The sequence below is a fragment of the Hymenobacter sp. APR13 genome (assembly GCF_000737515.1).
GTDB lineage: Bacteria > Bacteroidota > Bacteroidia > Cytophagales > Hymenobacteraceae > Hymenobacter.
In genome coordinates, this window is the sequence record NZ_CP006587.1 from 3,636,348 (window position 1) to 3,662,838 (window position 26,491).

Annotated in this window: 24 protein-coding genes; 17 read left to right on the forward strand and 7 right to left on the reverse strand. The window is 64.6% G+C overall.

The genetic code is table 11. The features are described from left to right. Nucleotides 1–8 precede the first annotated feature (8 nt). From N008_RS15190 to N008_RS15200, 3 genes are all read left to right on the forward strand, one after another. The gene (locus N008_RS15190; protein ID WP_044017218.1) at nucleotides 9–2,654 is read left to right on the forward strand and encodes an MGH1-like glycoside hydrolase domain-containing protein; all 2,646 of its coding nucleotides are present in this window, start codon (nucleotides 9–11) and stop codon (nucleotides 2,652–2,654) included. 33 nt (nucleotides 2,655–2,687) lie between these two features. Beyond that, nucleotides 2,688–3,305 carry a cyclase family protein gene (locus tag N008_RS15195; RefSeq protein WP_044017220.1) on the forward strand — a complete coding sequence of 206 codons (618 nt, stop codon included), beginning with the start codon at nucleotides 2,688–2,690 and terminating at the stop codon, nucleotides 3,303–3,305. Nucleotides 3,306–3,476: 171 nt separating this feature from the next. Further along, nucleotides 3,477–4,187 carry a PD-(D/E)XK nuclease-like domain-containing protein gene (locus N008_RS15200; protein WP_052381605.1) on the forward strand — a complete coding sequence of 237 codons (711 nt, stop codon included), beginning with the start codon at nucleotides 3,477–3,479 and terminating at the stop codon, nucleotides 4,185–4,187. An 87-nt stretch (nucleotides 4,188–4,274) separates the two neighbouring features. On the opposite strand, the gene N008_RS23230 is transcribed toward N008_RS15200, so the two are convergent. Further along, entirely contained in the window at nucleotides 4,275–4,607 is a 333-nt protein-coding gene (locus N008_RS23230) for a hypothetical protein (protein WP_156109340.1), read from the reverse strand. A gap of 27 nt (nucleotides 4,608–4,634) precedes the next feature. Between N008_RS23230 and asnA the strand changes: the two genes are divergently transcribed. The 9 genes from asnA to N008_RS15245 all read left to right on the forward strand — a co-directional run bounded on the left by asnA (nucleotide 4,635) and on the right by N008_RS15245 (nucleotide 13,079). After that, nucleotides 4,635–5,642, forward strand: coding sequence for an aspartate--ammonia ligase (gene asnA / locus N008_RS15205; RefSeq protein ID WP_044017222.1), 1,008 nt, complete (start codon nucleotides 4,635–4,637; stop codon nucleotides 5,640–5,642). A 357-nt stretch (nucleotides 5,643–5,999) separates the two neighbouring features. Next, nucleotides 6,000–6,326 carry a hypothetical protein gene (locus N008_RS15210; RefSeq protein WP_156109341.1) on the forward strand — a complete coding sequence of 109 codons (327 nt, stop codon included), beginning with the start codon at nucleotides 6,000–6,002 and terminating at the stop codon, nucleotides 6,324–6,326. 232 nt (nucleotides 6,327–6,558) lie between these two features. Continuing rightward, nucleotides 6,559–6,936 (forward strand): hypothetical protein, encoded by a 378-nt coding sequence (locus tag N008_RS23235; RefSeq protein WP_197062872.1) that lies wholly within the window; start codon nucleotides 6,559–6,561, stop codon nucleotides 6,934–6,936. Between the two features lie 111 nt (nucleotides 6,937–7,047). Beyond that, nucleotides 7,048–7,392 (forward strand): DUF3140 domain-containing protein, encoded by a 345-nt coding sequence (locus tag N008_RS15220; protein ID WP_044017226.1) that lies wholly within the window; start codon nucleotides 7,048–7,050, stop codon nucleotides 7,390–7,392. A gap of 167 nt (nucleotides 7,393–7,559) precedes the next feature. Further along, entirely contained in the window at nucleotides 7,560–9,152 is a 1,593-nt protein-coding gene (locus N008_RS15225; RefSeq protein WP_044017228.1) for a protein adenylyltransferase SelO, read from the forward strand. Between the two features lie 273 nt (nucleotides 9,153–9,425). Then, nucleotides 9,426–10,754: a leucine-rich repeat-containing protein kinase family protein gene (locus tag N008_RS15230; protein ID WP_044017230.1), complete on the forward strand. Its 1,329-nt coding sequence runs from the start codon at nucleotides 9,426–9,428 to the stop codon at nucleotides 10,752–10,754. A gap of 312 nt (nucleotides 10,755–11,066) precedes the next feature. Beyond that, nucleotides 11,067–11,540, forward strand: a complete 474-nt coding sequence (gene msrB / locus N008_RS15235) for a peptide-methionine (R)-S-oxide reductase MsrB (protein ID WP_044017232.1) — start codon at nucleotides 11,067–11,069, stop codon at nucleotides 11,538–11,540. Nucleotides 11,541–11,920: 380 nt separating this feature from the next. Further along, nucleotides 11,921–12,715: a HipA family kinase gene (locus tag N008_RS15240; protein WP_044017234.1), complete on the forward strand. Its 795-nt coding sequence runs from the start codon at nucleotides 11,921–11,923 to the stop codon at nucleotides 12,713–12,715. Beyond that, nucleotides 12,693–13,079, forward strand: coding sequence for a DUF3037 domain-containing protein (locus tag N008_RS15245; protein ID WP_044018887.1), 387 nt, complete (start codon nucleotides 12,693–12,695; stop codon nucleotides 13,077–13,079). The genes N008_RS15240 and N008_RS15245 overlap by 23 nt, the downstream gene beginning before the upstream one ends. Nucleotides 13,080–13,200: 121 nt before the next feature. On the opposite strand, the gene N008_RS15250 is transcribed toward N008_RS15245, so the two are convergent. The 3 genes from N008_RS15250 to N008_RS15260 form a co-directional block, all read right to left on the reverse strand. Further along, nucleotides 13,201–15,285, reverse strand: a complete 2,085-nt coding sequence (locus tag N008_RS15250; protein ID WP_052381606.1) for an ExeM/NucH family extracellular endonuclease — start codon at nucleotides 15,283–15,285, stop codon at nucleotides 13,201–13,203. Nucleotides 15,286–15,509: 224 nt separating this feature from the next. Beyond that, on the reverse strand, nucleotides 15,510–17,555 hold the full coding sequence (locus N008_RS15255) for a HelD family protein (protein WP_044017236.1): 2,046 nt from the start codon (nucleotides 17,553–17,555) through the stop codon (nucleotides 15,510–15,512). A gap of 86 nt (nucleotides 17,556–17,641) precedes the next feature. Continuing rightward, a complete protein-coding gene (locus N008_RS15260) occupies nucleotides 17,642–19,177 on the reverse strand; it encodes a SulP family inorganic anion transporter (protein WP_044017238.1) in 1,536 nt (511 codons plus the stop codon). 348 nt (nucleotides 19,178–19,525) lie between these two features. Here N008_RS15260 and N008_RS15265 point away from each other — a divergent pair, with 348 nt between their 5' ends. The 3 genes from N008_RS15265 (at nucleotide 19,526) to N008_RS15275 (ending at nucleotide 22,186) form a co-directional block, all read left to right on the forward strand. Beyond that, entirely contained in the window at nucleotides 19,526–19,783 is a 258-nt protein-coding gene (locus N008_RS15265; protein WP_044017240.1) for a hypothetical protein, read from the forward strand. A gap of 141 nt (nucleotides 19,784–19,924) precedes the next feature. Then, nucleotides 19,925–20,266, forward strand: a complete 342-nt coding sequence (locus N008_RS15270; protein WP_044017242.1) for a hypothetical protein — start codon at nucleotides 19,925–19,927, stop codon at nucleotides 20,264–20,266. Between the two features lie 216 nt (nucleotides 20,267–20,482). Continuing rightward, the gene (locus tag N008_RS15275; protein WP_071884551.1) at nucleotides 20,483–22,186 is read left to right on the forward strand and encodes a flavin monoamine oxidase family protein; all 1,704 of its coding nucleotides are present in this window, start codon (nucleotides 20,483–20,485) and stop codon (nucleotides 22,184–22,186) included. A 127-nt stretch (nucleotides 22,187–22,313) separates the two neighbouring features. On the opposite strand, the gene N008_RS15280 is transcribed toward N008_RS15275, so the two are convergent. From N008_RS15280 to N008_RS15290, 3 genes are all read right to left on the reverse strand, one after another. Beyond that, nucleotides 22,314–22,664 carry a DUF3592 domain-containing protein gene (locus N008_RS15280; protein WP_044017244.1) on the reverse strand — a complete coding sequence of 117 codons (351 nt, stop codon included), beginning with the start codon at nucleotides 22,662–22,664 and terminating at the stop codon, nucleotides 22,314–22,316. Between the two features lie 382 nt (nucleotides 22,665–23,046). Beyond that, nucleotides 23,047–23,877 (reverse strand): formyltetrahydrofolate deformylase, encoded by an 831-nt coding sequence (purU, locus tag N008_RS15285; RefSeq protein WP_044017246.1) that lies wholly within the window; start codon nucleotides 23,875–23,877, stop codon nucleotides 23,047–23,049. Between the two features lie 328 nt (nucleotides 23,878–24,205). Beyond that, complete coding sequence (locus N008_RS15290; protein WP_044017248.1) at nucleotides 24,206–24,697, reverse strand: hypothetical protein; 492 nt, start codon at nucleotides 24,695–24,697, stop codon at nucleotides 24,206–24,208. 142 nt (nucleotides 24,698–24,839) lie between these two features. On the opposite strand from N008_RS15290, the gene N008_RS15295 reads away from it, so the two are divergent. Both N008_RS15295 and N008_RS15300 read left to right on the forward strand, forming a co-directional pair. Beyond that, on the forward strand, nucleotides 24,840–25,046 hold the full coding sequence (locus N008_RS15295) for a hypothetical protein (RefSeq protein WP_044017250.1): 207 nt from the start codon (nucleotides 24,840–24,842) through the stop codon (nucleotides 25,044–25,046). A gap of 158 nt (nucleotides 25,047–25,204) precedes the next feature. Continuing rightward, complete coding sequence (locus N008_RS15300) at nucleotides 25,205–26,146, forward strand: hypothetical protein (RefSeq protein ID WP_044017252.1); 942 nt, start codon at nucleotides 25,205–25,207, stop codon at nucleotides 26,144–26,146. Nucleotides 26,147–26,491 lie beyond the last annotated feature (345 nt).

Genomic DNA, 26,491 nt, shown 5'->3' on the forward strand with positions numbered 1-26,491 from the left:
TTTATCCAATGAACGAGGAACAGCGCCGGCAGCAGGAGCTGCGGGAGGGCCGGCAGCACTGGCACCAGTTCGGCCCCTACGTGAGCGACCGGCAGTGGGGTACCGTGCGCGAAGACTACTCGGCCGATGCCCAGCCCTGGAACTACACCACCCACGACATGGCCCGCAGCCTGGCCTACCGCTGGGGTGAGGATGCGCTGGGCGGTATCTGCGACGACCAGCAGCTGCTGTGCCTGGGTTTGGGACTCTGGAACGGGCAGGACACCATCCTGAAAGAGCGCCTGTTCGGCCTCAGTGGGCCCGAAGGCAACCACGGTGAGGACGTGAAGGAACTCTACTACTACCTCGACAACACGCCCACCCACTCCTACATGCGGATGCTCTACAAGTACCCGCAGCACGCCTTTCCGTATGACTGGCTGGTGAAGGAAAACGGCCGCCGCAACCGCCAGAAACCCGAGTTTGAGCTCACCGACACCTGCATCTTCCGCGAAGACCGGTACTTCGACGTCTTCCTCGACTACGCCAAAGTCGGCCCTACCGACCTGCTCATGCAGATTACGGTGCACAACCGCGGCCCGCACGAGGCGCTGCTGCATGTGCTGCCGCAACTGTGGTTCCGCAATACTTGGAGCTGGGGCAACGAAGCCTATAAGCCCCGCCTAGCCGCCGCCGACACCGGCCGGATTTGCGTGGACCACGCCAAGCTGCCCGCTCTGGAGCTCTACTGCGACCAGCCTGCCGACCAGCCCTGCACGCTGCTGTTCTGCGACAACGAAACCAACACCGCCCGCCTCTACCAAGCCCCCAACCCCGCCCCGTACTGCAAAGACGGCATCCACGAATACGTGGTACAGGGCGAGAAAACGGCCATCAACCCGGCCCGGGAAGGCACCAAGGCTGCTGCGCACTACACCCTCAACGTGCCGCCCGGCGAGAGCCGCACCGTGCGCGTGCGGCTGGCCGCCCCCGGCCTCGCGGCGCCCTTCGAGGAGTTTGAGGCGCTGATGAGCCAGCGCAAAGCCGAGGCCGACCAGTTCTACGCCGACCTGCAGCACGACCTGGCCAGCACCGACGCCCGCAATGTGCAGCGCCAGGCCCTGGCCGGCATGCTCTGGAGCAAGCAGTTCTACTACTACGACGTGCCCGAGTGGCTGGCCGGCGACCCCACCATGCCACCCCCGCCGCCTGAGCGGCAGCACGGTCGCAACAGCACCTGGCCCCACCTCAACAACGCCGACATCATCTCGATGCCCGACAAGTGGGAGTACCCGTGGTATGCGGCCTGGGATTTGGCGTTTCACTGCATTCCGCTGGCATTGGTGGACGTGGAGTTTGCCAAGCACCAGCTACGCCTGCTCTGCCAGGACTGGTACATGCACCCCAGCGGCCAACTGCCCGCCTACGAGTGGAAGCTGGAAGACGTGAACCCGCCGGTACATGCCTACGCCACCTGGCGGGTCTACAAAATGTGCCTCAAGCACAGCGGCAACCCCGACACGGCCTTCCTGGAAAGCATGTTCCATCGGCTGCTGCTGAACTTTACGTGGTGGGTGAACCGCAAAGACCGCCACAACCGCAACGTATTCGAGGGCGGCTTCCTGGGCCTTGACAACATCGGCGTGTTCGATAGAAGCGCGCCGCTGCCCACCGGCGGCCACATCGAGCAGGCCGACGGCACCAGCTGGATGGCCATGTTCGCGCTCAACATGATGCGCATTGCGCTGGAGCTGTCCAAGACCAACCCGGTGTACCAGGACATGGCCAGCAAGTTCTTCGAGCATTTCCTCTACATCGCCCACGCCATGAGCAGCTTCTCGGAAGGCGAAATTGACATGTGGGACGAGCAGGACGAGTTCTACTACGACGTGCTCAACACGCCCGACAAAGGCCGGGTGAGCTTGCGGATCCGGTCGATGGTGGGGCTGATTCCGCTGTTTGCGGTGGAAGTGCTGGACGAGGACGCCCTGCGCGGCGCCCCGCAGTTTGTGCGCCGCCTCAACTGGTTTCTCGACCACCGCCCGCAGCTGGCAGCCCTCGTGAGCCGCTGGCAGGAGCCCGGCAAAGGCCAGCGCCACCTGCTCTCGCTGCTGCGCGGCCACCGCATGAAGTTGCTGCTGCGCCGCATGCTCGACGAGGCCGAGTTTCTATCGGATTACGGCGTGCGGGCGTTGTCGCGCTACCACCTCAAGCACCCGTTCCGGCTGCAGGTGGCAGATGGCCCGGATGCCGTAGTGGCCTACGAGCCCGGCGAGTCCACCACCTCGCTGTTTGGCGGCAACAGCAACTGGCGCGGCCCCATCTGGATGCCCATGAACTTCCTGATCATCGAGTCCTTGCAGCGGTTCTACCACTACTACGGCCCCGAGTTCAAGGTGGAGTATCCGACCAACTCCGGCCACATGCACACGCTGCAGGAAATCGCCCAGGCCCTCACCGAGCGCCTCACCAAGTTGTTTCTGCGCGACGAGCAGGGCCACCGCCCCGCCTTCGGCGACGACCGTCAGCTCCAGACCGACCCGCACTTCCAGGACTACCTGCTCTTTCACGAGTACTTCCATGGCGACACCGGCCGCGGCCTCGGCGCCAGCCACCAAACCGGCTGGACCGGCCTCATCGCCAAGCTCCTGCAGTACCGCCAGCTGGAAGAATAGATTTCAGCATGACGTGCTTTCCTAAATCCCGTAATGATGTGGCTTGACTTCACGACCACCATTTCCGACGGCATGGCCTACTGGCCCGATAACGCCCCGGTGCGTATCCGCAAAACTCTGAGCATGGCCGACGGCGCCGCCGCCAACGTCACGGAAATGAGCCTGAGCGTGCACACTGGCACCCACGTGGATGCCCCGCGCCATTTCCTGCCCGATGGCCCCGACGTCACGCAGCTGGACCTGAGCACCCTGATGGGCCCGGCGCTGCTGGTGGAGGTCGACGACGAGCGGTTTATCACGCGGGCCGCCGTGGAGCACCTGCAGCTGCAGCCCCACGACCGGGTGCTGTTCAAAACCCGCAACTCCCGCCACGACTGGGCCACCCAACCCTTCAACCCCGATTTCGTGCGCCTCCGCGCCGATGCCGCCGAGTGGCTCCGCGACCAGGGCGTCGTCTGCGTCGGGGTCGACTACATATCGGTGGGCCCGGCCGATACCCACCACGCTTTGCTCGACGCCGGCATCAGCATCATTGAGGGCCTGGCCCTGCAGCACGCCGCGCCTGGCCGCTACGAGCTGCTGTGCTTGCCCCTGAAGGTAGCCGGCGCCGACGGGGCCCCGGCCCGCGTGCTGGCCCGCCGCCTGGAGTAGTCTGGAGTGCCGCGGGTGGGAGTGAGGCGGAACTGGTCTGGCCCGGTTCAGGCCCGCGTAAGCAGTGGTGGCACCGGCCTCAGGCGGCTTCCTACCGTAAAAATACCTATACTGCTTCCTCCCAAACCCCTCAATGCGGAGCCTTTTCTTTGGCTGCGCTGTTCTGTTCCCGTGATTGATTCTGCTGCTACCACCCCGCGCCCCGATTTGCTGCGCGTACCCTACGACGACTACCGCGCCCTGCCCGCCATTGCCAACTCCGACCTGTCCCGCCTGCGCGACGCGCTGAACGGCCGGCCGCCGCGCCCCACCACGTCCAGCGGCGCGCTGGGCCTGGGCACGGCCTTCCACACCGCGCTGCTCGAGCCCGACCTCTACGAGCCCGGCCTGCCCGGCATCAACGACACGCTGGTGTGGTGGATGGTGGAAGGCGTGCAACTGAACCCGCAGGTGAGCGAGTGGCTGAAAACCGGCATTGCCGAGCCCAGCTGCGTGTTCACCGAAGCCGTAACCGGCACGCTCTGCAAGCTCCGCGCCGACCTCATCGTGGATCAGCCCGGTCAGCCCTACACCATCATCGATTTCAAAACCACCCTGGCCCGCGACCATCAGCACTTTGTGGCCCAGTGCAGCGGCTACGACTATGACCGGCAGGCCGCCTTCTACGCCGATGCCCTGCGCGCCGACCGGTTTGTGCTGGTAGGAGTGCAGAAGGTGGAGCCCTTCAGCCTGTTCGTGTACGAGGTGCCGCGCTTCATGCTCTCGGAGGGCCGCGCCAAATACCTGCGCCTGCTCAAACAGCTGCAGCCCGACACGCCCGTGCCGGCCTCAGTAGCCGGCGCCGTGCGCGACGTCCGCGACGCGCTATTGGGCACCGAATAGGCCGATACATATAATAGTAGAAAGCTCAATAGTATTTTAAGAAGTAATTCAACGAAAATGGAAAATTAAACCTGATTATTTTAGGAGTTACTGAAATTGATTTTTATACTTGCATACATCTGACGAAAACAGCTCCTGACCATGCGCCTTTTCTGCAATAATCTTCCTAATAATAACTCGAATAATAATCCGATTCGAGGCAGGAAGGCTATTGCTCCATTGGAGATATAAAAAATCAACCACTGATTTTTTAAGCAGCCTTCCCTCATCCGGAAGGCTTTTTTTTGTGCCTGCCGAACCGGTTGCCTGATTTTGCCGGCCGGAGTGGTGTCGTACTTTTTTCGGCACGCTTAATTTCTGGAAATTAAAAACTCCCGATGGGGAGGCTGGAAAACGCGTGCCTTTTTTAAATAAAATCACTCACGTCACTTAAATATAAAACGCATCATGACTGCCCCCGAAATGCTCAAAACCGAAGAAGCCATCAGCTTTGTGAAAGACACCTTCTCCCGGGAATTGTCGTCGCAGCTGCACCTGGTGAAAGTATCCTCGCCGATTGCCGTGCTCGATGGCACCGGCATCAACGACGACCTAAACGGGATTGAGCGGCCAGTAGGCTTCCCTGTGAAGGCCCTGGACGAGCGCCGCGCCGTGGTGGTGCACTCGCTGGCCAAGTGGAAGCGGGTGCGCCTGCAGGAGCTCGGCATCGAGGCCGGCCGCGGCCTGCTCACCGACATGCGCGCCCTGCGCCCCGACGAGGACTACTCGCCCATCCACTCCATCTACGTAGACCAGTGGGACTGGGAAAAGCACATCAGCGCCGAGCAGCGCACGCCGGAGTTTCTGCAGGCCACGGTGGAGCGCATCTACGAGGCCCTGCGCACCACCGAGGCCCGCATAGCCGAAGCCTACCCGGAAATTACGCCGGTGCTGCCCGGCAAAATCACGTTTGTGCACGCCGAAGACCTGCTCCGCCAGTACCCGACCCTCACGCCCAAGGAGCGCGAGCATGAGGTGGTGAAGCAGTACGGCGCGGTGTTCCTGATGGGCATCGGCGGCGAGCTGAGCCACGGCGAGGCCCACGACGGCCGCGCCCCTGACTACGACGACTGGAGCACCGAAACCGCCGCCGGCTACCGCGGCCTCAACGGCGACATCCTGCTCTGGCACCCCATCCTGCAAACCTCCTTCGAGGTATCATCGATGGGCATTCGGGTGGATAAGCACGCGCTGGTGCGCCAGCTGGCGTTGCGCGGCTGCGAAGACCGGCAGGAGCTGTCGTTTCACTCGCGCTTGCTCAAGGACGAGCTGCCGCAGAGCATAGGCGGGGGCATCGGGCAGAGCCGGGTGTGCATGTTCATGCTGCGCAAAGGCCACATCGGGGAGGTGCAGGTGAGCATCTGGCCCGAGGCCGTGCGCACCGAGCTGGCGGGGGCCGGGGTAGGGCTGCTGTAAGGCACCCTGAAAACGGTTTTCGGGGCGATGCGCAAGCGGCGCCCGCCGGAGTCAGGCGCGTACCGTTCCGGAAACTTGCATAGGTTCGCTACCTCTAACAGCGAAGCGGAGAAGCAGGCTTGGCGGCCGGAGCTTCTCCGCTTTTTTTGTGCCCGCTGTCCGCTTTCAGGCCGTTTTGTTGCGTTGGGAGGCGCACCGGAGCAGCTGGAAAGGAGGGCTGCCGCGGGCATGGGCGCGGCCGCCGCCGGCCACATTGGCACCATGCTTGCCAAAGCCCCGCCAGATGCTTCGGCGCAGGCTGCGGCCCGCGTTCGGCTTCCTGGCCCAAACGGTATTCACCCTGTAATCTTCCTTCCCATGAAAACGCTCCTGCTGTCCTTTGCCGCCGCAATATTGCTGGCCACTTCCGCCGCTGCCGCGCCCCTTGCTTCCCGTGTTGATGATGACCGCTGGGAGCGGAAATCTGACCGCGACCATGACCACGACAGAGGTCACAGAGATGATAAACGTTACGACAAGAAAGGCAAAGACAAGAAGTACCAGGACCGCCGCGGCTACGACAACCGCCGCGACAACGACAAGTGCCAGCGCGACGGCCGCTACTCCCGCGACGAGCAGAAGCGCCGCAACGACCAATACGGCTACGGCCGCCGCGAGCCGGTGAAGCGCTTCCCCGGCCGCTAGCCGGCCCTGCCGCCGCTGATTTGCCCCGATAACGTCGGCCCCGCTTCCTCTGGAGGTGGGGCCGATGCCGTTTGGGCCATGTGGGCGGCTGGGTTTGGGGAGAAATAATACCGGCTGATTTATAGGGGATTGAGTACTTTGATTCCGGAAGGACGGAACGCCGCTGCGCCCGGTCGGGGGCCTGCCGTCTGTGCTTTCTATGTCGTTTCTCACCAGTTAAAAGTCGTCTGTTATGTCGCAATCAGATTCTCTCATGGGCCCGCTGAAGGGAGCCGACCACCGGGTGGTGGGCGGCGTTGCTATTGATGTAGTGCGCACCGGCGCGGCGCGGGTGAAACGGGTGGTGTATCCGGTGGGCTTCCGGTGGTCGAAGGACATGCAGCCGGTGGTGGGCACGGCCCTGTGCCAGCACGCGCACGTGGGGTTTCTGGCCCGGGGCGAGTTTCATATTCAGTACGCCGACGGGCAGGTGGAGCAGTTTGTGGCTCCGCAGGCCGTGGCCATTGCGCCCGGCCACGACGGCTGGGTGGTAGGCGAGGAGCCGGCCGTGCTGATTGAGTTCGACTTTGAGGGCGAAACCGTGCAGCGTCTGGGCCTGCCGACGCGCTAGCAGCGGCCATCGGTAGCCCTGCACCGGCAAAAGCCGAAATCGTGTGGTAACCTGTAAGCCCCAGCTGGCAGTACAACCGGGTATCCTTTCACTGCTACCCACTTTGTACCTATGGCTACTTCTGCTTCCGGCGACATTTATGCCGACTTCAAACACGATGTGAACATGACCGCCGCCGAGCTGGAAAAGTGGCTGAAAACCGAAGAATCGAAATCGGTGGGGCAGGACAGCGGCGACGGCACCAGCGTTGGGCACCACTCCGGCGAGCATATCGTGCAAATTCTGCACAAGAAAAAGGCCGACCTCACCGCCGCCGACGAGCAGCACATGCACAAGGTGCACAGCTACATCAGCCGTCACCTGGCCCAGGGCCCGCACGACCAAAAGGACGTGAAAACCTCACGCTGGCGCTATTCGCTGATGAACTGGGGCCACGATCCGCTGAAAAAAGGGTAGACGCCAACGAGCAGAAGGCCAGCGCCTGACGTTAGCGCCCCCCCGCATCCGTGAACTGCCGCTGGCCTCGGCTGGTTTAGGCAGCAGCCAGCCGTTGCGCGGCGTGCAGGTGGCCGCTTTTGGCGACCTTGCGGCTTCGTTGCCGCCGCTTCTTTCGTATGCTCCGTATGCCTCACCCTCTTCAGCCGCTGGAAAGCGCCGCTTTCCAGAATTCTTTTGTCGACACGCTGCGCGGCGACGCCTCCTCGGACAACAGCCCGCGCCAGGTGCCGGGCTACCACTACTCGCGCACCGCGCCCACGCCCGTTGCCGATCCGCACCTGCTGGCGTGGTCCGAGGAAATGGCGGCGTTTCTGGGGTTGGAGAAACCAGCCGAGCGCGGCCCTGGTGCCGCCGTGTTGGCCGGCAACCTCGTAACCGAAACCATGAAGCCGTTTGCGGCGCGCTACGGCGGGCATCAGTTCGGCAACTGGGCCGGCCAGCTCGGCGACGGCCGCGCCATGAGTTTGGGCGAGCTTACGGCCACCGACGGCACGCCGTGGGAGCTGCAGCTGAAAGGCGCTGGCCCCACGCCCTACTCGCGCCGCGCCGATGGCCGCGCCGTGCTGCGTTCCTCGGTGCGGGAGTTTCTGTGTTCCGAAGCCATGTACCATCTCGGAGTGCCCACCACTCGCGCCCTGAGCCTGGCAGCCACTGGCGACCAGGTGGTGCGCGACATGTTCTACGACGGCAACGCCCGGCCCGAGCCCGGCGCCGTGGTGGCGCGGGTGGCGCCCACGTTCGTGCGCTTCGGCAGCTTCCAACTGCTGGCCGCACTGGGCGAAATCGACAACCTGCAGGCCCTGGCCGACTACGTGATTACGCGGTATTTCCCGGAGCTGGGCGCACCCTCGCCGAAGGTGTATGTGCGCTGGTTTGCCGAAGTAAGCCGCCGCACCGCCGTAATGGTGGCGCACTGGCAATCCGTGGGCTTCGTGCACGGCGTGCTCAACACCGACAACATGAGCATCCTGGGCCTCACCATCGACTACGGCCCCTACGGCTGGCTGGAGCCCTACGACCCCGACTGGACCCCCAACACCACCGACTTCGGCGGCCGCCGCTACGCCTTCGGGCAGCAGCCGCGGATAGGGCTCTGGAACCTGATGGCGCTGGCCCAAGCCCTCGGCCCCCTGCTGCCCGACCCGCAGGCGCTACGCCCGCTGCTCGATGAGTACGCCGCCACCTTCAACGCCACCTACCGCCAGCTGATGGCCCGCAAGCTCGGCCTGGCCACCTTCGCCGCCCCCGACCACGCCCTGCTGGAAGCACTGCCCGCAGCCCTGGAAACCGCCGAGGCCGACCTGACGCTGTTTTTTCGAGGCCTCTCGGAAGCTGTGCCGGCGCTGCTGCAGGAAGATGACGACGCCCTGGACACGCTGCTGGCTGCGGCCTGCTACACCGAGCCGGGCAGCGCCGCCCACGTGCCGTTGCGGGCGTGGCTGGTGCAATACGCCGGGCGGCTGCGCCAGGAATCGAACCCGCCTGAAGCCATTCAGCAAGGCATGCTGGCCGCCAACCCCAAGTACGTGCTGCGCAACTACCTGGCCCAGCAGGTCATCGAAGCCGCCGAAGCCGGCGACCTGGCCCCGCTGCACCGGCTGCAGCAGGTGCTGAAGACGCCCTTCACCGAGCAGCCCGGCCACGACGACCTGGCCGCCAAACGGCCCGAGTGGGCCCGCACCAAGCCCGGCAGCGCTACGCTGTCGTGCAGCTCGTAAGGGCGAGGTAAAACCAAGTTGCGGACAGTAAAAACTAGAGCTAAAAAGTTAGTTCCCCTCCTTGGAAAGGAGGGGCTAGGGGTGGTTGATACTCGGCAGGACGATCATTAAAACTGGTTTTTAGAACCGTCCACCGATCATCAACCACCCCTAACCCCTCCTTTCTAAGGAGGGGAACTAGCTTCCTAGCTCTTGTCGTACACGATTTAAAGTAGCAAGCCGGAAGTCAGGCGTTACGCTGCCGGTTTGCGGTTCGCTGCCGACCTTTGGGGCATGCATACCCTTGAAGAGCTGCGCAGCGGCCAGTTGGCCGGCGCCCGGCGCCTCGACCTATCCGAAAACCTGACCGAGTTTCCCCGCGAGATTTTCAGTCTGGCCGATACGCTGGAAGTCCTCAACCTGTCGGGCAACGCGCTGGCGGCGCTGCCCCCGGATTTTGGCCGCCTGCGCCACCTGCGCATCCTGTTTTGCTCCGATAACCGCTTCACCGCCGTGCCTGAGGTGCTGGGCGAGTGCCCGCAGCTGAGTATGATTGGCTTCAAGGCCAACCAGATCCGGACGCTGCCCGGCGCGGCGCTGCCCCCGGCTCTACAGTGGCTGATCCTCACCGATAACCAGCTCGAAGCCCTGCCGCCCGAAATCGGCACCTGCCAGCACCTGCAGAAGCTGATGCTTGCCGGCAACCGCCTCACCGAGCTTCCCGAAACCCTGGCCCGCTGCACGAATCTGGAACTGCTGCGCCTGGCTGCCAACCGCCTCGCGGAGCTGCCTACGTGGCTGCTGGCGCTGCCGCGGCTGTCGTGGCTGGCCTACGCCGGCAACCCGTTCAGCGAAGCCGCCGAAGATGCGGCGCTGGCGCAGCACCCCATCGGCACGATTGCCTGGGACACCCTGACGCCGGGCCGGCTGCTGGGCGAAGGCGCATCGGGCGTGATTTCGCAGGCCCGCTGGCAGCCCGGCGGCTCGCAGCCGGCGCGGGAAGTGGCCGTGAAGGTGTTTAAGGGCGCCGTAACCAGCGACGGTCTGCCGCACTCCGAAATGGTGGCCTGCATCAGCGCCGGCCGCCACCCCAGCCTGGTGCCCGTGGATGGGCGTCTGACCGGCCACCCAACCGGGGCCGAAGGCTTGGTGCTGGAGCTGATTCCGCCCGATTTCATGAACTTGGCCGGTCCGCCCAGCTTCGCCACCTGCACCCGCGACGTGTACGCGCCCGGCACCACGTTTGCGCTGCCGGCCGTGCTGCGCCTCGCCCACGGCGTAGCATCGGCGGTGGCGCACCTGCACCGCCGCGGCATCCTGCACGGCGACCTGTACGCCCACAACATCCTGTACACCAGCACCGGCGCGGCCCTGCTCAGCGACTTTGGCGCGGCCTGCTTCTTTGCGCCGCACGCCACCACAGCGCGAGCCCTGCAGCAGCTGGAAGCCCGCGCCTTTGGCTGTCTGCTGGAAGAACTGCTGGCGCACTGCGTTCCATCGGCCGCCGAGCAGCCGCTGCTGCCGCGCCTGCAGCAGCTCCGCGACCAGTGCTTGCAGCTGGATGTAGCCAGCCGGCCGATGTTTGCTGAAATAGCGGCTGCATTGGCGGAATTAGCCGGGTAGAAATGACTATCAGAACGGCGTAGAGACGCAATACTTTGCGTCTCGTCGTTGCTGAGGTTGTTTAGCTGGCGCGGTTCTGAGTTGTTCGGCGACGGGTCCCGGTCCGGCGGCTTTTTCCAGCCGTCGGGCCGGTCGCTAAATGAACGAGGTGGCCGCACGTTGATGCTGCGGCAACATCAGCCGAAGCAACGTCAGCTTATAACGACCGGCCCGACGGCTGGAATAAGCCGCCGGACCGGAGCTGCTGCAGGTAGTGCGTTTTCACCTCGATACGCGTATACCACCAACCCACATCAACCCCAAACCCGCATTATGCTGCGCTGGAAAGACGTGCTGATTTTTGCCCGCTACGCCAACCCCGAGCCGTCCCGGCGGGTGGAGCTGACCGAGGAGCAGTGGCAGCAGCGCCTGACGCCCGCCCAGTACGCCGTGCTGCGCGGCCGCGGCACCGAGCCGCCGTACCGCAACGCCTACTGCCGCGCCTACGAGCCCGGCCGCTACCACTGCGCCGGCTGCCACAGCCTGCTCTTCGACTCGGCCACCAAGTACCACGCCATTTCCGGCTGGCCCAGCTTCACCCAGCCCGCCACGCCCGCCGCCATCTGCTACCTCCCCGACGACAGCCACCACATGCAGCGCATCGAGGCCCGCTGCAACGTGTGCGGCGGCCACCTCGGCCACGTTTTCCCCGACGGGCCGGCGCCGGCCGGGTTGCGCTACTGCATCAACTCGACGAGTCTGGTGCTGGAGCCGGTGGCGGCGCCCGATACCGGGACTGGCTGCTGAGAGCCGCTAAAAAAACCTCAACATAACGTCGCATCAAGTGGCTGAAGCATCTTTTTGGAAGCTGGAATCCGGCTTTGTTAGAGACTCCAAATAACCCGCGTTGCGCGGTAGCAGAGTAGCCCCAGCGGGGCGACATGTTGGTAGCACTGTAGTCGATAAATGGAACGAAGCCCCGGCGGGGCGACACCCGAACCGGGCGGTCAGGGTATCGCCCCGCTGGGGCTTGCGGCAATATTCCGGCGAGGCTTCTACCAACATAACGCCCCGCTGGGGCTACATGGCAACGGCGCAACTTGAGGCAAGCAGCGGCCGCCGCCGGCTGCTTTGTGCGGCTTTTGTGCGTCCTTTGCGCCCCAACCTGCTTAGACCCCCGACGCTGTATGCTGGCAAGTGACCTTTCGTTGAGAACCGTTGACGTGACGCGCTACGTGGCCCCGCTGCGCGAAGGAGGCTCGCTGCCAGCGCTGGTAGAGGCCGACGACGGCTTTCTGTACGTGGTGAAATTCCGCGGGGCGGGGCAGGGGCCCAAGGCGCTGGTGGCCGAGCTGATTGTGGGCGAGCTGGCCCGCGCGCTGGGCATGAAGCTGCCCGAGCTGGTGTTTATCCGCCTCGATGAAGCCTTCGGCCGCACCGAGCCCGACGAGGAAATTCAGGATCTGCTGCGGGCCAGCACCGGCCTCAACCTGGCCCTGCACTACCTGGCCCGCGCCAGCACCTTCGACCCGCTGGTAACCACCGTGGATGCGCGCCTGGCCTCGCAGGTGGTGTGGCTCGACGCCCTCACGCTGAACGTAGACCGCACGGCCCGCAACACCAACCTGCTGCTTTGGAACAAGGAGCTGTGGCTGATCGACCACGGCGCGGCCCTCTACGTGCACCACACCGCCCCCAACTGGGCCGAGCAAACCAAGCCGCGCGCGTTTCCGCAGGTGAAAGACCACGTGCTGCTGCCCCTGGCCTCGGAGCTAACCGCCATAGACGCCGAAGGCCGCGCCCGCCTCACGCCGGACGTGTTGCGCGCCATCGTGGCGCTGGTGCCCGACGAGTGGCTGCTGGAGCCCGACCGCACGCCCGGGCAGCAGCGCGACGCCTATGTGCAGTTCCTGCAAAACCGCCTGGCCGCATCAGAAACCTTTGTTCAGGAAGCCAATGCTGCCCGAGAAGCACTTATTTGAGTATGCCGTGCTGCGCGTGGTACCGCGCGTAGAGCGGGAAGAATTCTGCAACGTGGGCGTGGTGCTGTACTGCCGCCCGCTGGGGTTTCTGCAGTGCCGCTTCCACCTCGACGAAGCCCGCCTGCGCGCCCTCGGCGGCCTTGCCCTCGACCTGGACGAGCTGCAGGCCCGGCTGGGTGCGTTCCAGCGCATCTGTGAGGGCCGCCGCCACGGCGGGCCCATCGGGCAGTTTGGGGTGGCCGAGCGGTTCCGCTGGCTTACGGCCACGCGCAGCACCGTGCTGCAAACCTCCGCCGTGCACCCCGGCCTCTGCCTCGACCCGGCCGCCACCCTGGACCGCCTGTTCGAGCAACTGGTGAGGTAGCGCGGCGCCGGTTGTGTTAGTCTAAATTGTGCAACTCAAACGAAATCAGTCCGATGTAGAGACGCAATATATTGCGTCTCTACATCGGACTGTTGGCTTACGGAGTCAGCTCAGAACTTTCCTACTCCTTCATCACGCGCTGGGTGGCGTCTACGCCCTGGCCTTTGATGCGGAGCATGTAGAGGCCGGGGGCCAGGTGGGCGGTGGCGCGGTTGAGCTGCGACTGTATCAGCGCCTGCGGGCCCTGCAGGCGCAGCATGGTAGCGCCCTGCGGCAGGCTCATTTCCAGCGAAATCGGGCCGGTGGTGGCGGGCAGCTCCGGCAGGGCAAAGGCGCGGGCGCCGCCCTCGGGGTTGGGGTACATGTAGAGGCGCGAGGCGCTGATGCTGGTCGGGGCGAGGCCCTTGAAGTTCACGCCGATCAGCACCGGGTCGTGGTCGGAGGAGCGGAAGGGGCTTTGGGTGTCGGTGGCGGGGCCGGCGGCGTCATACTGCAGAGAGTTCGGCTCGCCGGAGTTGATGTTCCATTTGTGCACGTCAATAAACCCCACTAGGTTGGGCGTCACGATGCAGTGGTCGAGCGAGCCAGTGAGGCCCCGGAACACATAGGAAGCGCTAGTGGGCGGCGTCACGACCACCAGGCCGGCGGCGCGCAGAATATCGAGCGGGTCTTCTTCGTAGTTGGAGTTGTAGTCGCCGATGCAGATCACGCGGCGGGCGCCGGCCGGCTTCACGGTTTTGTTCAGGAACTGTACCAACTCGCGGGCCTGGGTGCGGCGCCGGTCGTTGGAGCCGCCCTGGCCGTCGTTCTGGTCGGCATCCACGCCCTTGCCGCTGCTCTTGGACTTGAAATGGTTCACGACCAGCGCCAGCGTGTCGGGGCGGGTGGTGCGGCGGGTGGTGAACAGCTGGGCCAGCGGTGGGCGCTCGAACACGCCGGGCGTGGTGGCCACCATAGCCGCTTTCAGCGGTGTTACCGCGGCGGGCTTGTACAGGATGGCGCACCGGATAACGTCGGTGTTGTTGGGCTGCTGGGTGGCGCCGCCGTCGTTGATGAAAGCGTAGGTGCCGGCGCCGGCCACCTGGTTGAGGCCGTTCACCAGGTCCTGCACCGCCGACTCGGGCCCGAAACCGTCGTTTTCCATCTCACTCAGCCCGATGATGTCGGCGTTCATGGCCACCAGGCCGGCAATGATTTTGGCGCGCTGGCGGGCGAAGTCCTCGGCGGTTTTGGCACCGCGGGGCGTGGGGAAGCCGCCGCCCGCGCCGTCGCCGTTGAAGTAGTTGAGCACGTTGTAGCTGGCAATCTTCAGGTCGAGGCGCCCGAAGGTGGGCACGGCGGGGCGGCGCACGTTAAACGAGGGCGCATCGGGGCCGGGCAGGGGCTGGATGCGCCACTTGCCGTAGCTGAAGCCCATGATACCGCGCAGCCGCGCCACGGTGCTGCCCACCCGCACGGTGCCCAGCACCGGATCAACAAAGGGCATGGTGGTGGGCTTGGCGGCGGTGCCGTCGTCGAGCACCAACGACCGTTCGAGGTTGGCGGTCTGGTAGGCATTGACGGCGGCCACGTTGCTGGTGCCGGTGCTGGTGGTGCCGGTGGCGGGGTTGTCGTTGGGGTCGATGAACTGGGTGGGCTGGTAGAGCGTGCCGCCGGTGGTCAGAATCAGCTCGCCGCGCTGCTTGAGGCTGTATACATCGGCCACCGTGAGCGGCACCGGAAACTGCACGCGCATGCCCTCAAACCGCTCCAGATCGGCCGAGGAATACTGGCCGGCGGGCAGCACCGAGAAATCGGGGAGCTGGTTTTTGGGCCAGAGCACTTCCACGGTGGGCTGGGTGAGCACGGCCTGGGTGTAGGAGGGCGCGTCGGCGCTTTCCAGCACCGTGCCCGTGATGCGCACGTTGTCGCCGATCTTCACCTTGGTCTCGGGCTGCACCACGTAGAGGGCGTCGGAGGTGGCGGGGTTGCCGTCGGTGGCGGCGGTGGCTTCCTGCACGTAGAAGCCGCCCGGGCTCAGCCCCGGATACACGCCTGTCACGACGCCCTCAATGGTGTAGGTACCGGGCGTGGCCGCCGGACCCGTGCCCTGAATGGTGCCGATGTGGGTGATGGCCGGCGTGGATTGGGCAGCGGCGGGCCGGCTGCCGATGGGAAAAGCACTGATCAGAGCGAGAGCAGCAAAGCGAGTAGAAACGGCGGGCATGTAGGGGGGCAGGAAGAGGTAAATAGTGTTTAAAAGTATCACTTAAGCGCGGGATAATTACATGAAATTGCGACCCGGCCAAAGACAAAAAAAAGTCTGCCGCGGGTGGCCGGGCAAGGCGACGTATGCGGCCCTACCCGACCACCCGCAGCAGACGGTGGCAATGCGTGAAAAGAAGCTGACTGAGCTACCGCGAGGCAGCTAGCAGGCACCGAAAAGCTGTATCAGGCCGACAGAAAGCTCGTCAGCTCTCCGGAATAGGTGAGCGTGAGCTGGTGCATGGCGCGGGTGCAGGCCACGTACAGCATGCTGCGGTCCACCTCCGTTTTGTAAACGCGGGCCGATACGAACGGTACCACTACCGCATCAAACTCCAGCCCCTTGGCCAGGTGGGCTGTGGTGAGGATGATGCCTTCCTTGAACTTCGTGGACTCATCGGTGAGCAGGTACACGCCCGCTGCTTCCAGCGCCTCGAAAGCCTGCTCCGCCTGCCGCAGCGTCTTGCAGATAATGCCCAGGGAGTGGTGGCCGGAGCCGGGGAAGTCCGCTATCAGCTGCCCCAGGGCCTGCAGCTCCTCGTCGCGGCTGCCGAACTGCCGCACGGCGGGCGCGGGGCCGTGCCGCTCCAGCGGCATGATGTGCGGGTTGGGCGTGATGCGCTGGGCGAAGGCCGTAATTTCGAGGGTGGAGCGGTAGCTGCGGTAGAGGCGCACTACCTCGGCCTGCGGAAACACCCGCTCAATGGTTTCGGCCGATGATGCGCTGTAGGGGTTCACCGTCTGGCTCACGTCGCCGAGGATGGTTTTGCGGCAGTGGAACAGGCGCGACAGCACGGCGTACTGCACGGGCGTGTAGTCCTGCATCTCGTCGATCAGCAGGTGCTTGACGTGGTCGTAGCCGGGCAGGCCTTCCAGGCGGATACGCAGGTAAATCAGGGCAAACACGTCGGCGTACTCCAGCGGCTGGCCGGGGTGCATCTTCAGCAGCTCGGGCCGCCCGATCCAGTGGTAAAAGTCGCGGTAAAGCTCCGGCACCTGGTGCAGCCGGAACATGCGGGGCAGGGCCTCGCCGATGGTGCCCTTCTCCTGGCCCGTGAGCTTGCGGCCCACGGCGTCGCGCACGTGGGCCCGCACATCGTTGGCCACCAGCGCAAACCGCTTCAGCAGCGGCACCCGGTGGTAGGTCCGGAACTTCTGCTGAATGAAAGCAGCCGGCACCACCGTGCGGCCCACGCGCAGCTCCGTTACGGTGAGGTAATTATTCTCGATGTGGAGCAGATACTGATTGAGCTGGCTCAGGAACTCAAACGACGACTTGAACCGGATCCGCTCAATAAAGGCCGCGTCGTGGCGCTCCAGCAGGGCCGTTACCTGCTCGAAAAAGGTCTGGAACTGGTAGCGGCCTTCCAGCAGGTCGGCGGCCAGCTCCTCCATGCCCATTTCCGGCAGGTGCTCCTCGCCCAGCTCAGGCAGCACGTTGGAAATGTAGTCGGCAAAGACCTTGTTGGGCGAGATGATGAGCAGGTCCTTGGCGGCCATGGTTTCGCGGTAGCGGTAGAGCAGAAACGCAATGCGGTGCAGGGCAATGGAGGTTTTACCCGAGCCGGCCACCCCCTGAATCACCATCACCGTGGCCTCCTCATTACGGATAACCGCGTTCTGGTCGCGCTGAATGGTGGCGACGATGTTCTTCATCTTATCGTCGGAGGATTTGGCCAACTCCTGCTGCAGCACGTCGTCGTGGATGTTCACGTCGCTGTCGAGCAGGAACTCCAGGCGGCCGTCCCGGATCTTGTACTGTCGCTTCAGCTCGATGCGGCCCTGCACCGTGCCCGACGGCGTAGCGTACGACGCCTCGCCCAGCTCGAAATCATAGAACAGCGAGGAAATGGGCGCGCGCCAGTCGTAAATCAGGTTCTGGCGCTGCTGCTCATCAAAAAACGAATGCACCCCAATATACACCGGCACGGCCGGCTGGTTTTTGGCGCCGAAATCGAGGCGGCCGAAGTAGGGCGACTGCACCAGCTTGAGCAACCGGCGCTTGCGGCCCACGGCGCCTTCGCCCGTGAGGGCCATGCGGTTGATGGACTGGTCGGCGGCCACCATGTCGGCCTCGTCCATGCCCGACTGGTTTTCGTGGATGTACTCCTTTTTCTGGCGCAGCTCGGTGGAGAACTGCTTCACGGCGTTGTCCACGCGGCGCACGGCCAGCGTGAGTTTCTCCTTGATTTCTTCCAGGTACTCTTTTTCTTCCTGTTCGGTAGCGTTCATCACGGGCTGCTGAAAATAGACTTCAAAGGTGCCATCAAAAGCCGGGCTGCCGAAGCGCCGGGCGTATTTTGCCGGAGCGGCGCCAGCTACTCGGCCGTTACCACGCGGTATTCGGGGTCTTCCTGAATGTTGACTTCGATGAGGGCGCCGGCGTTGCGCAGCAGCTGGCGGCAGTCGGGGCTGAGGTGGCGCAGGTGCAGGGTTTTGCCCAGGCGGTGGTAGCGCTCCGTGAGCTTGTGCAGCGCATCAATGCCCGACATATCGGCCACCCGGCTTTCGCGGAAGTCGATGACGACCTGAGTGGGGTCCTGCTGCACGTCGAACTTATCGGTGAAGGCCTGCACCGAGCCGAAGAACAGCGGCCCGTAGATTTCGTAGTGGCGGGTGCCGGCGGCGTCGGTGTGCTTGCGGGCCCGGATGCGCTTGGCGTTTTCCCAGGCGAACACCAACGCCGAAATCACCACGCCCAGCAGCACAGCCAGCGCCAGGTTCTGCGACACGGCCGTGACCAGCGTCACGAGCAGCATCACCAGCACGTCGGCGCGGGGCATGCGGCGCAGGATGCGTAGGCTGGCCCACTCGAAGGTGCCAATCACCACCATAAACATCACGCCCACCAGCGCGGCCAGCGGCAGCTGCTCGATGAGCGAGGAGCCGGCCACCACAAACAGCGCCAGCGCCAACGCTGCCACCACGCCCGACAGCCGCCCGCGCCCCCTGGATTCCAGATTCACCATCGTCTGCCCGATCATGGCGCAGCCGCCCATGCCGCCGGTCAGGCCCGAGGCCACGTTGGCCAGGCCCTGGGCCACGCAGTCCTGGTTGCCGTGGCCGCGGGTGTCGGTCATTTCGTCCACCACGGTCAGGGTCAGCAAACTTTCGGTGAGGCCCACCAGCGCCATGATGACGGAGTAGGGCAGCACCAGCGCCAGCGTAGCCCAGGTCAGGGGCACCTGCGGCCAGTGCAGCGTGGGCAGCCCGCCCTTGATGGAGGCAATATCACCCACCGACTTGGTATCGAGGTTGCCCCCAATCACCAGCGCCGACACTATGATGATGGCCGCCAGCGAGGCCGGCACGGCCTTCGTGAGCTTGGGCAGCAGGTAGACGATGGCCATGGTGAGCGCCACCAGCCCGAGCATCAGCAGGAGCGGGGTGCCTTGCAGCCACTGATCCTCTCCACCCGCGCCGGGCACCTTGAACTGCTCCAGCTGGGCCATGAAGATGATGACGGCCAGCCCGTTGACGAAGCCGTACACCACCGGCTGCGGCACCAGCCGGATAAACTTGCCGAAACGCAGCAGCCCCACGGCAATCTGCAACACGCCCATCAGGGCCACGGCCAGGAACAGGTATTCCACGCCGTGCTGAGCCACCAGGGCCACAATGACGACGGCTACCGAGCCGGCCGCGCCCGAAATCATGCCCGGCCGACCGCCGAAGATGCTCGTGATAAGGCAGATGATGAAGGCCGAGCCGATGCCCACCAGCGGGCTGATGTGGGCCAGCAGCGCGAAGGCCACCACTTCCGGCACCAGGGCCAGCGCGGTGGTCAGGCCGGCGAGAATTTCGTTTTTGACGTTGATTTTGTACTGAGCCAGATAGGGCAGAACCTGAAACATAAACAGCTGAGAATTGACGGGTTTGGGCAAAACAAAAGCCGCCCACTTCCGGGCAGGAAGCGGCGGCGCAGGGTAAGCAGGCCAGTCCTCAGGGTGGGGTGAGCTTGAACGTATAGAGTGGGGTAAGGCGCATAAGCAGGGGCAAAGGTACGAACGGAGGCGGGTACGCGCCAGCGCGAAGGTGGCCGGTGGCCGCAGCCGCCCCGCTGCCGGGATAATTAAGCGTACCTTGGAGGAAAGGCCTGCCCCGGTGGGGCGTTGGGCCGCTGCCGTCTGCCGCGCTGTGCAGGTTGGCGCTACCTTCTCGCTCCATTGTCTGGTGGGGCGCCCCAGCTACGGGTTTCCCTCATGTCTGCCTTCTACCAGCCCACGGCCGAGCTGCTGCTCGCGCTGGGCTTCACGCGCTTCGCCTCGCCGCCCCGCCAGGCCCGCTTCAGCCGCCCCAGCGCCTGCGGCCTCGAAACCATCGTGCTCTACGACGACGGCGAGCTGACCCTGCTCGAAAACGTGGACAGCCAGCTGCTCTACAGCTTCCAGGGCCGGCTGGCCTCAGAGGCCGAGTTCCGGGTGCTGCTGCGTCAGGTGAACTGGGCCGCGGAAGGGTAGAGGGGCGTAGTTGTCAGTTGCTCGTTGTCAGTTGTCAGGGCTGAGGCCGGCTGCAATCGATGATAGCCAGCCAACACGCGCCAACAGCTGCTGACAACTAAAAACTGACAACTGACAACGAAAAACTAACAACTAAGCACCATGAACGACCTGTATCTGCGAAGCCTCGGCTTTGCCCCCACCGACCCGGCGCAGGGCGCCAGCCGCCCCCCCTTCAGCGACGCCTGGCGCTACCAGCACGACCAGCTGGCGCAGGATGGCGCCAGCCTGTTCATCGAGCACCCGTTTGGGGTGGGCCGCTGCCGCCTCAGCGCGCTGGTCGCCCCGCTGGATGCCCACGACGTGTTTGCGGATATGCCGCTGGACGACCGCCAGGCGCTGGAAACGGCCATGGCTGCTTTCTATGCCGCCCACGGCGGCGTAGGTGCTACGGCCGAAGTGTTCGAGCCTCACCAGTATCTGCCCTACCGCCGCCAACGCTAACAGCGAGCCACGCATGAGCCGGCCCGGTTTCCGCTGCTGCCTTCGGGTGGCGGCGGGAGCCGGGCCGGCTTGTGTGTGCTAGGCGCAGGCCAGAGCTGACCAAGGCCTCTGAAGCTACAACATGGCAATACCTAAATATTTAGCCTGGGATGCGGCTCTGATTCAGCACAGAATCTCTATGTTTAGCCCTTGGTTTCCTGTTCCAGCCTTTCCACTATGCCCACATCCTTTACTTCCTTTCCCAAAGCCCGCACTCCGCTGCTGCGGGCTCTGCAGCAGGCCTTTGGCCTAGCCACGCTGGCCAATGAGCCGGGCGCGCCGTCGGCAGAAGTCTTAGCCGACCTAGCCACCAGCCAGAGCCGCCGCGACTTCATGGCGGCCACCGCCAAAATGGGCCTGCTGGTAGGGGCCGGGGGCCTGCTGGCAGCCTGCGAAGCGCCCGTGGTAGAGCCTGCAGCACCTGCTGGTCTGGCTGCCGGTTTCGATGCCCAGAATCCGCAGCCGCGCATCGTGGTGGTGGGCGCGGGCTTGGCGGGCCTCAACTGCGCGTATCAGCTGCGCAAGGCCGGCCTGCGGGCCGATGTGTATGAAGCCAGCAACCGCGCCGGCGGCCGCATTTTCACGGCCACCGGCCTGATGGCGCCAGGCCTGACCACCGAGCTGGGGGGCGAGTTCATCGACAGCGGGCACCGCGACATGCTGGAGCTGGCCCGGGAGTTTGGGCTGCCGCTCTACGACGTGGAAGCCCCCAGCGAAACCGTGCTACGCAAGGATGCCTACTACTTTGGGGGCCAGCAGTACACGGTGGCGCAGGTGATTGAGGCCTTCCAGCCCTACGCCCGCCAGATTGGGGCCGACTGCCGCTCGCTGCCCGGCACCATCACCTACGACAACCTGTCGGCCGCCGCCGCCCGCTTCGACCAGCTGTCCATTGCCGGCTACTTCGACTCGATTGGGCTGACCGGGCTGGTACGCACGCTGCTGGATGTGGCCTACGTGACCGAGTATGGGCGCGAAGTGAGCGAGCAGACGGCCATCAACTTTCTGTGGCTGTTCTCAGCCGATACGCACAAGGGCACCTTCGACATCTTCGGCATCAGCGACGAGCGGTACAAGATTCAGGGCGGCAACCAGCGCCTCACCGATGCCATGGCGCAGCAGCTCAGCGGCCAGCTTACGCTGCAGCACAAGCTGCTGGCCGTGGCGCAGCCGGCAGCCGGCGGCGAGTACCAGCTCACCTTCGAGCAGGCCGGCGGCCGCCAGGTGCAGATTGCCGCCGACTACGTGGTGCTGACGCTGCCCTTTACGGTATTGCGGCAGGTGCAGCTGCTGGTAGCGCTGCCCGCCTGGAAAACCAACGCCATCCGCAACCTGGGCTACGGTACCAACGCCAAGCTGTTTCTGGGGTTCAATGGCCGCCCCTGGCGCACCGACGGCTACACCGGCTACATCTTCTCCGACACGCCCGTGCAGAGTGGCTGGGACTCGGGGCAGCTGCAGCCCACGGCGCAGTCGGCTTATACGGTGTACCTGGGCGGGCAGGAAGGCGTGCGGGTAGGCACCGGCTCGGCGCAGTCGCAGGTGAGCCGGTATCTGCCGGTGCTGGAAGCCGCGTGGCCAGCCACGCGCGGGCGCTACAACGGGCGGGTGGAGCGGATGCACTGGCCCACGCACCCCTACACGCTGGCCAGCTATGCCTGCTACCGGCCCGGGCAGTACAGCACCATTGCGGGGGCCGAAGGCCGGCCGGTAAGCAACCTGTACTTCGCCGGGGAGCATTGCAGCGCCTGGTACCAGGGCTACATGAACGGCGCCGCCGAAACCGGCCGCCTGGCCGCCGACGGCCTGCGGGCAGCGTTGCGCGGCAACAGCACGGCGCTGCACCGCCGCCTGCGCCAGCGCGAGCAGGCCCTGGTATAGCGGCATGCTGTTCTGTGCGGTCTGACTACCTACAACAAGGGTCCCGGCATGTGCCGGGACCCTTGTTGTAGGTAGTGGGCTGATGGCTCGGGAATGGAACAACGGTAGCGCGGTAACCCCATGCAGGCTACCGCAGCAGCAGGCCCAGCCGGCTGAGAATAACGAACTGCTCGGGGGCGGGGGCCGGGTAGCGCACGGTTACCTTCTGGCCGGTGATGAAGCGGGCGGCGCGGCACTTGCGGTGGCAGCGCAGCGTGAGCCACTGGCCCTGCCGGCCCTGAAAGCGCACCACCGGAAACTCTTCCAGCCAGCGCTGGGCGTCGGTTTCGAGGGCCACGATGGTGCCCTCGGCGACGATGCTGGCGGGGGCGGTGGCCGAGCCAGGGCGGTAGCGTTGCCAGAGCCAGCGCAGCACCCAGCCCGCAATGGCCAGGTGCGCCAGCGCCAGGGCGCCGGATACTAGGGGGAAGGTCGTCATCGGGCAGAAAGCTTGGAGGCCAATGGGGTATTCTGCGCGCAGCAATGCTGCTACAAGATAACAGAATTGGGGCCTTGTGATTTAGGCTCTTACGAGGGCCTCACCCCCCGGCCCCCTCTCCCGTGGAGAGGGGGTGCCAGGCGACGTTTGGGACAACGAGTAACCTCACCCCCCGGCCCCCTCTCCCGTGGAGAGGGGGTGCCAGGCGACGCTCGGGCAACGAGTGGCCTCACCCCCCGGCCCCCTCTCCCGTGGAGAGGGGGAGCCGGACGACGTTGGGCAACGATTGGCCTCACCCCCGGCCCCCTCTCCCGTGGAGAGGGGGTGCCAGGCGACAGTTGGAGGGACAGGAGCTTATGGTTGGGACTCTTGCTATGCCTATTTACTCGAAGACGATGGTGCGGTTGCGGTGGACGAAGACCTGCTCGCGGAATACCAGGGTGAGGGCGCGGGCCAGGGTGATTTTCTCGACGTCGCGGCCGGCCTGGGCCATGTCGAGGGCGCTGTGGGTGTGGTCGGTGGGGATGACGCTTTGGGTGATGATGGGGCCCTGGTCGAGCTGGTCGGTGACGAAGTGGGCGGTGGCGCCGATGCTTTTCACGCCGCGGGCGTAGGCCTGGGCGTAGGGGCTGGCCCCTACGAAGGCCGGCAGGAAGCTGTGGTGGATGTTGATGAGGCGGGCCGGGAAGTGGGCCACAAACTCGGGCGAGAGGATGCGCATGTAGCGGGCCAGCACCACGTAGTCGGGGTTGTAGGCGTCGATTTGCTGGAGCACGGCGGCTTCGTGGGCCTCGCGGGAGAGGCCTTCGGCACTGAGGTGGTGGTAGGGCACGCCGAGGCGCTCGGTGAGGTCGCGCAGGTTATCGTGGTTGCTGATGACGGCCAGCACCTGGGCCTGCAGCTGGCCGAAGAAGTGGCGCAGCAGCAGCTCGGAGAGGCAGTGGTGCTCTTTGGTGGCCATGAGCACGATGCGGCGGGGCCGGTCGTCGCGGAGGCGGATGGTGGCGTGGGGCAGGGCGGTTTGCAGGTCCAGGAGCAGGCGGGCGGGCTCGCAGGGGCCTTCGAGCTCGGTGCGCATGAAGAAGTGGTGGTCGTGGCGGTCGACGAACTCGCCGTTGCGCAGGATGTTGAGGCCGTGGCGGTAGAGCACTTCGGTGATGCGGTACACCAGGCCCGGCTCGTCGGGGCAGTTGATGAGGAGGTAGTGGGTCATGGCGGATCGGCAGGGGAAAGGCGGCCGCAAGGATAGGAATAGATCGGGAGAATAGGGCCTTACTCCTGGTTGCCGCTTCTGATGATGTTGGGCAGTGGCCTCACCCCCCCGGCCCCCTCTCCCGTGGAGAGGGGGTGCCAGTCGACGGTGGGCAGCGGTGGGCCTCACCCCCCGGCCCCCTCTCCGGTGGAGAGGGGGAGCCAGGCGATGGTGGGCGGTTGTAGAGACGCGACACTTCGCGTCTTGTCGTTGAGCGACTGAGGCCGAATGAGGGGGCAAAACAACGTCAGCAACGACGAGACGCAAAATATTGCGTCTCTACGGGAGCTTAGTTCGCTACAGAAACAGGAACGGGCTGGGGCTGGGGCGGCGTGGGGGCGTGGTGCCAGACGTGCTGGAGCTGGGGCAGGGCGGAGGCGCGGGCTTCGCCGAGCGACCAGTCGAGGGCGCTTTCGATGTTGGCGAAGAACTGGATGTCGTAGTGGATGAAGTGGCGGCTGACGCGGATGAGGCTTTCCACGACCATCTGGTTGTACATGTTGCTGGTGGGCAGCACGAGGGCAATCTGCTGGATGGCGGGCACGGACACGCGCGGCAGCCAGGTAGTAGTGAGCCAGAACTGTTCTTCCAGGCCGAGGTTGGGGAGCTGGTGCAGGTCGAGGATGGCGCTGTGGACGGTACCCTGCTCTACGAGCTGGGCTACTTGGTTCATGCTGGCCCGGAAGTGGCGGAGGCCGGGTTGCGTGGGGTGCCACTGGAAGCGGAGCAGGTGGAGGTCGGGCTCATACTGGGCCCGGATATCGTGTAAGCGTAGAATCATAGAGCACCAAAATGTGGCGTTGCGGGGTGTTGGCAGAGAAAGGGGCTACAAGGTACGGGGGCGGCGGTGGTAGTGGATTCGGGGGCGGCCTGGTTTCCTGTGTTGCGGCCTGTGCTTATCGGTAGGTGCTATCTGGCAGGCAGTGGATGATAACTGGCAAGCAGTGGATACTAGCTGGCAAGTGGTAGATGGTATCTGTCAGGCAGTAGATGCTATCTGGCAAGTGGTGGATGACGTCTGGCAGGCAGTAGATGACGTCTGGCAAGTGGTAGATGCTATCTGGCAAGCGGTGGATGACGTCTGGCAAGCAGAAGATGACGTCTGGCAGGCGGTGGATGCTATCTGGTAAGTGGCAGATGCCAAGTGGCAGCTGGGGGAAGCGGGGATATGGTAAGATAAGAGGGTGGCTAATGTAGTATAGATGTTTTGTTATATAAAAAAATGGTAGATTTTGCCGCTGGCTCTGACCGGCCGGAAATCCTTCATTTACCCCCTTTACGCTTATTTATGACTACCAAACAACAAAACCAGGTGACGATGTATGCGGCGGTGCTGCGCTTCTTTGCGGAAGCAGGCGTGCCGCTGGTGGGAGTTAAGAAAATTGCACAGGGCCGTGATGCGCTGGCGGCGCTGGTGGCCCGCATTGAGGCAGTGGCCGCGGCGCAGGACCACTCCACGACGGGCGTGACGCGGGACCGGAAGGTGGTGAAGACGGAGGCGGCGCAAAAAGCCGAGATTCTGCGGCTGCTGGTGGTGGCCCTGACGACGGACGCGGCGCTGCGCGGGGAGTTGAAAACGCCGCTCAGCAAGCTGGTGACCGGCAAGGAGGCGGAGCTGCTGCGCTACCTGCAGAAGGTGGATGCGGCAGTGGGCACCATTGACGAGACGGAGCTGGCCGATGCGGGCTACGACCCGCAGGTGCGCCAGACGCTGCAAACCGATCTGGCGGAGCTACTGGCCACGCAGGGCGAGGCGCGGCAGATTGAGACGGGCACCAAGGCGGCCACCGAGACGCTGCCGGAGCTGGTGCTGGCGGCCTCGGAGCTGCTGGAAACCCAGCTGGACCCGTTTGTGAAGGCCCAGCAACTGGCCCAGCCGGAGCTGGTGCTGCAATACGAGGCGGTGCGGCGCATTGTACGGACGGCGGCGCGGCGGGCGCCGGAGTACCGGGGCGCGACGCTGCCGGGCAAGCCGGCGCTGGTGTACGACCGGCGCGAGGCGGGCGTGGTGGCGCCCATGCTGGGCAACCGTAGCGGCCGGGGCCTGACGCTGCGCTACTACACGGCGGCCACCCCGGCGGCGCTGCCGGAAGCGGGGCAGGGGCTGGCGGTGAAGAACAAGGCGGAGGTGCATCTGCCGGATTACAGCAAGCTGGGGCCGGCCGATGCGCCCTACCTGCTGGTAGTGCAGGAACAGCTGGATGGGGAAGGGCGCTGGGTGGTGCGGTAGGGGCCTCACCCCCCCAGCCCCCTCTCCCGTGGAGAGGGGGAGCCTGACGATTATTGGGCATGAGAAAGGCCCCGGCGCAGTTGCGGCGGGGCCTTTGTTTGTGGTTTATTCAACAGTATTTGAAGGGAGTTTCTAAAGGATGAGTGTGTTTGCGTAATCGGCTAGAATGGCAGATCGTTCTGATTTAAACCTTTCATAATCGTCGTGAAAGATGTCTTTAGGGCACAATGCACTTTTCATTATTTTATTCACTGCCATTTTACTGCCAGACATTTTTGATTTGTATATTGAGGGTTTGTCTCCACCTAGTCTGTTGTTGTCAGATCTTGATAAGATCGTAAAGTT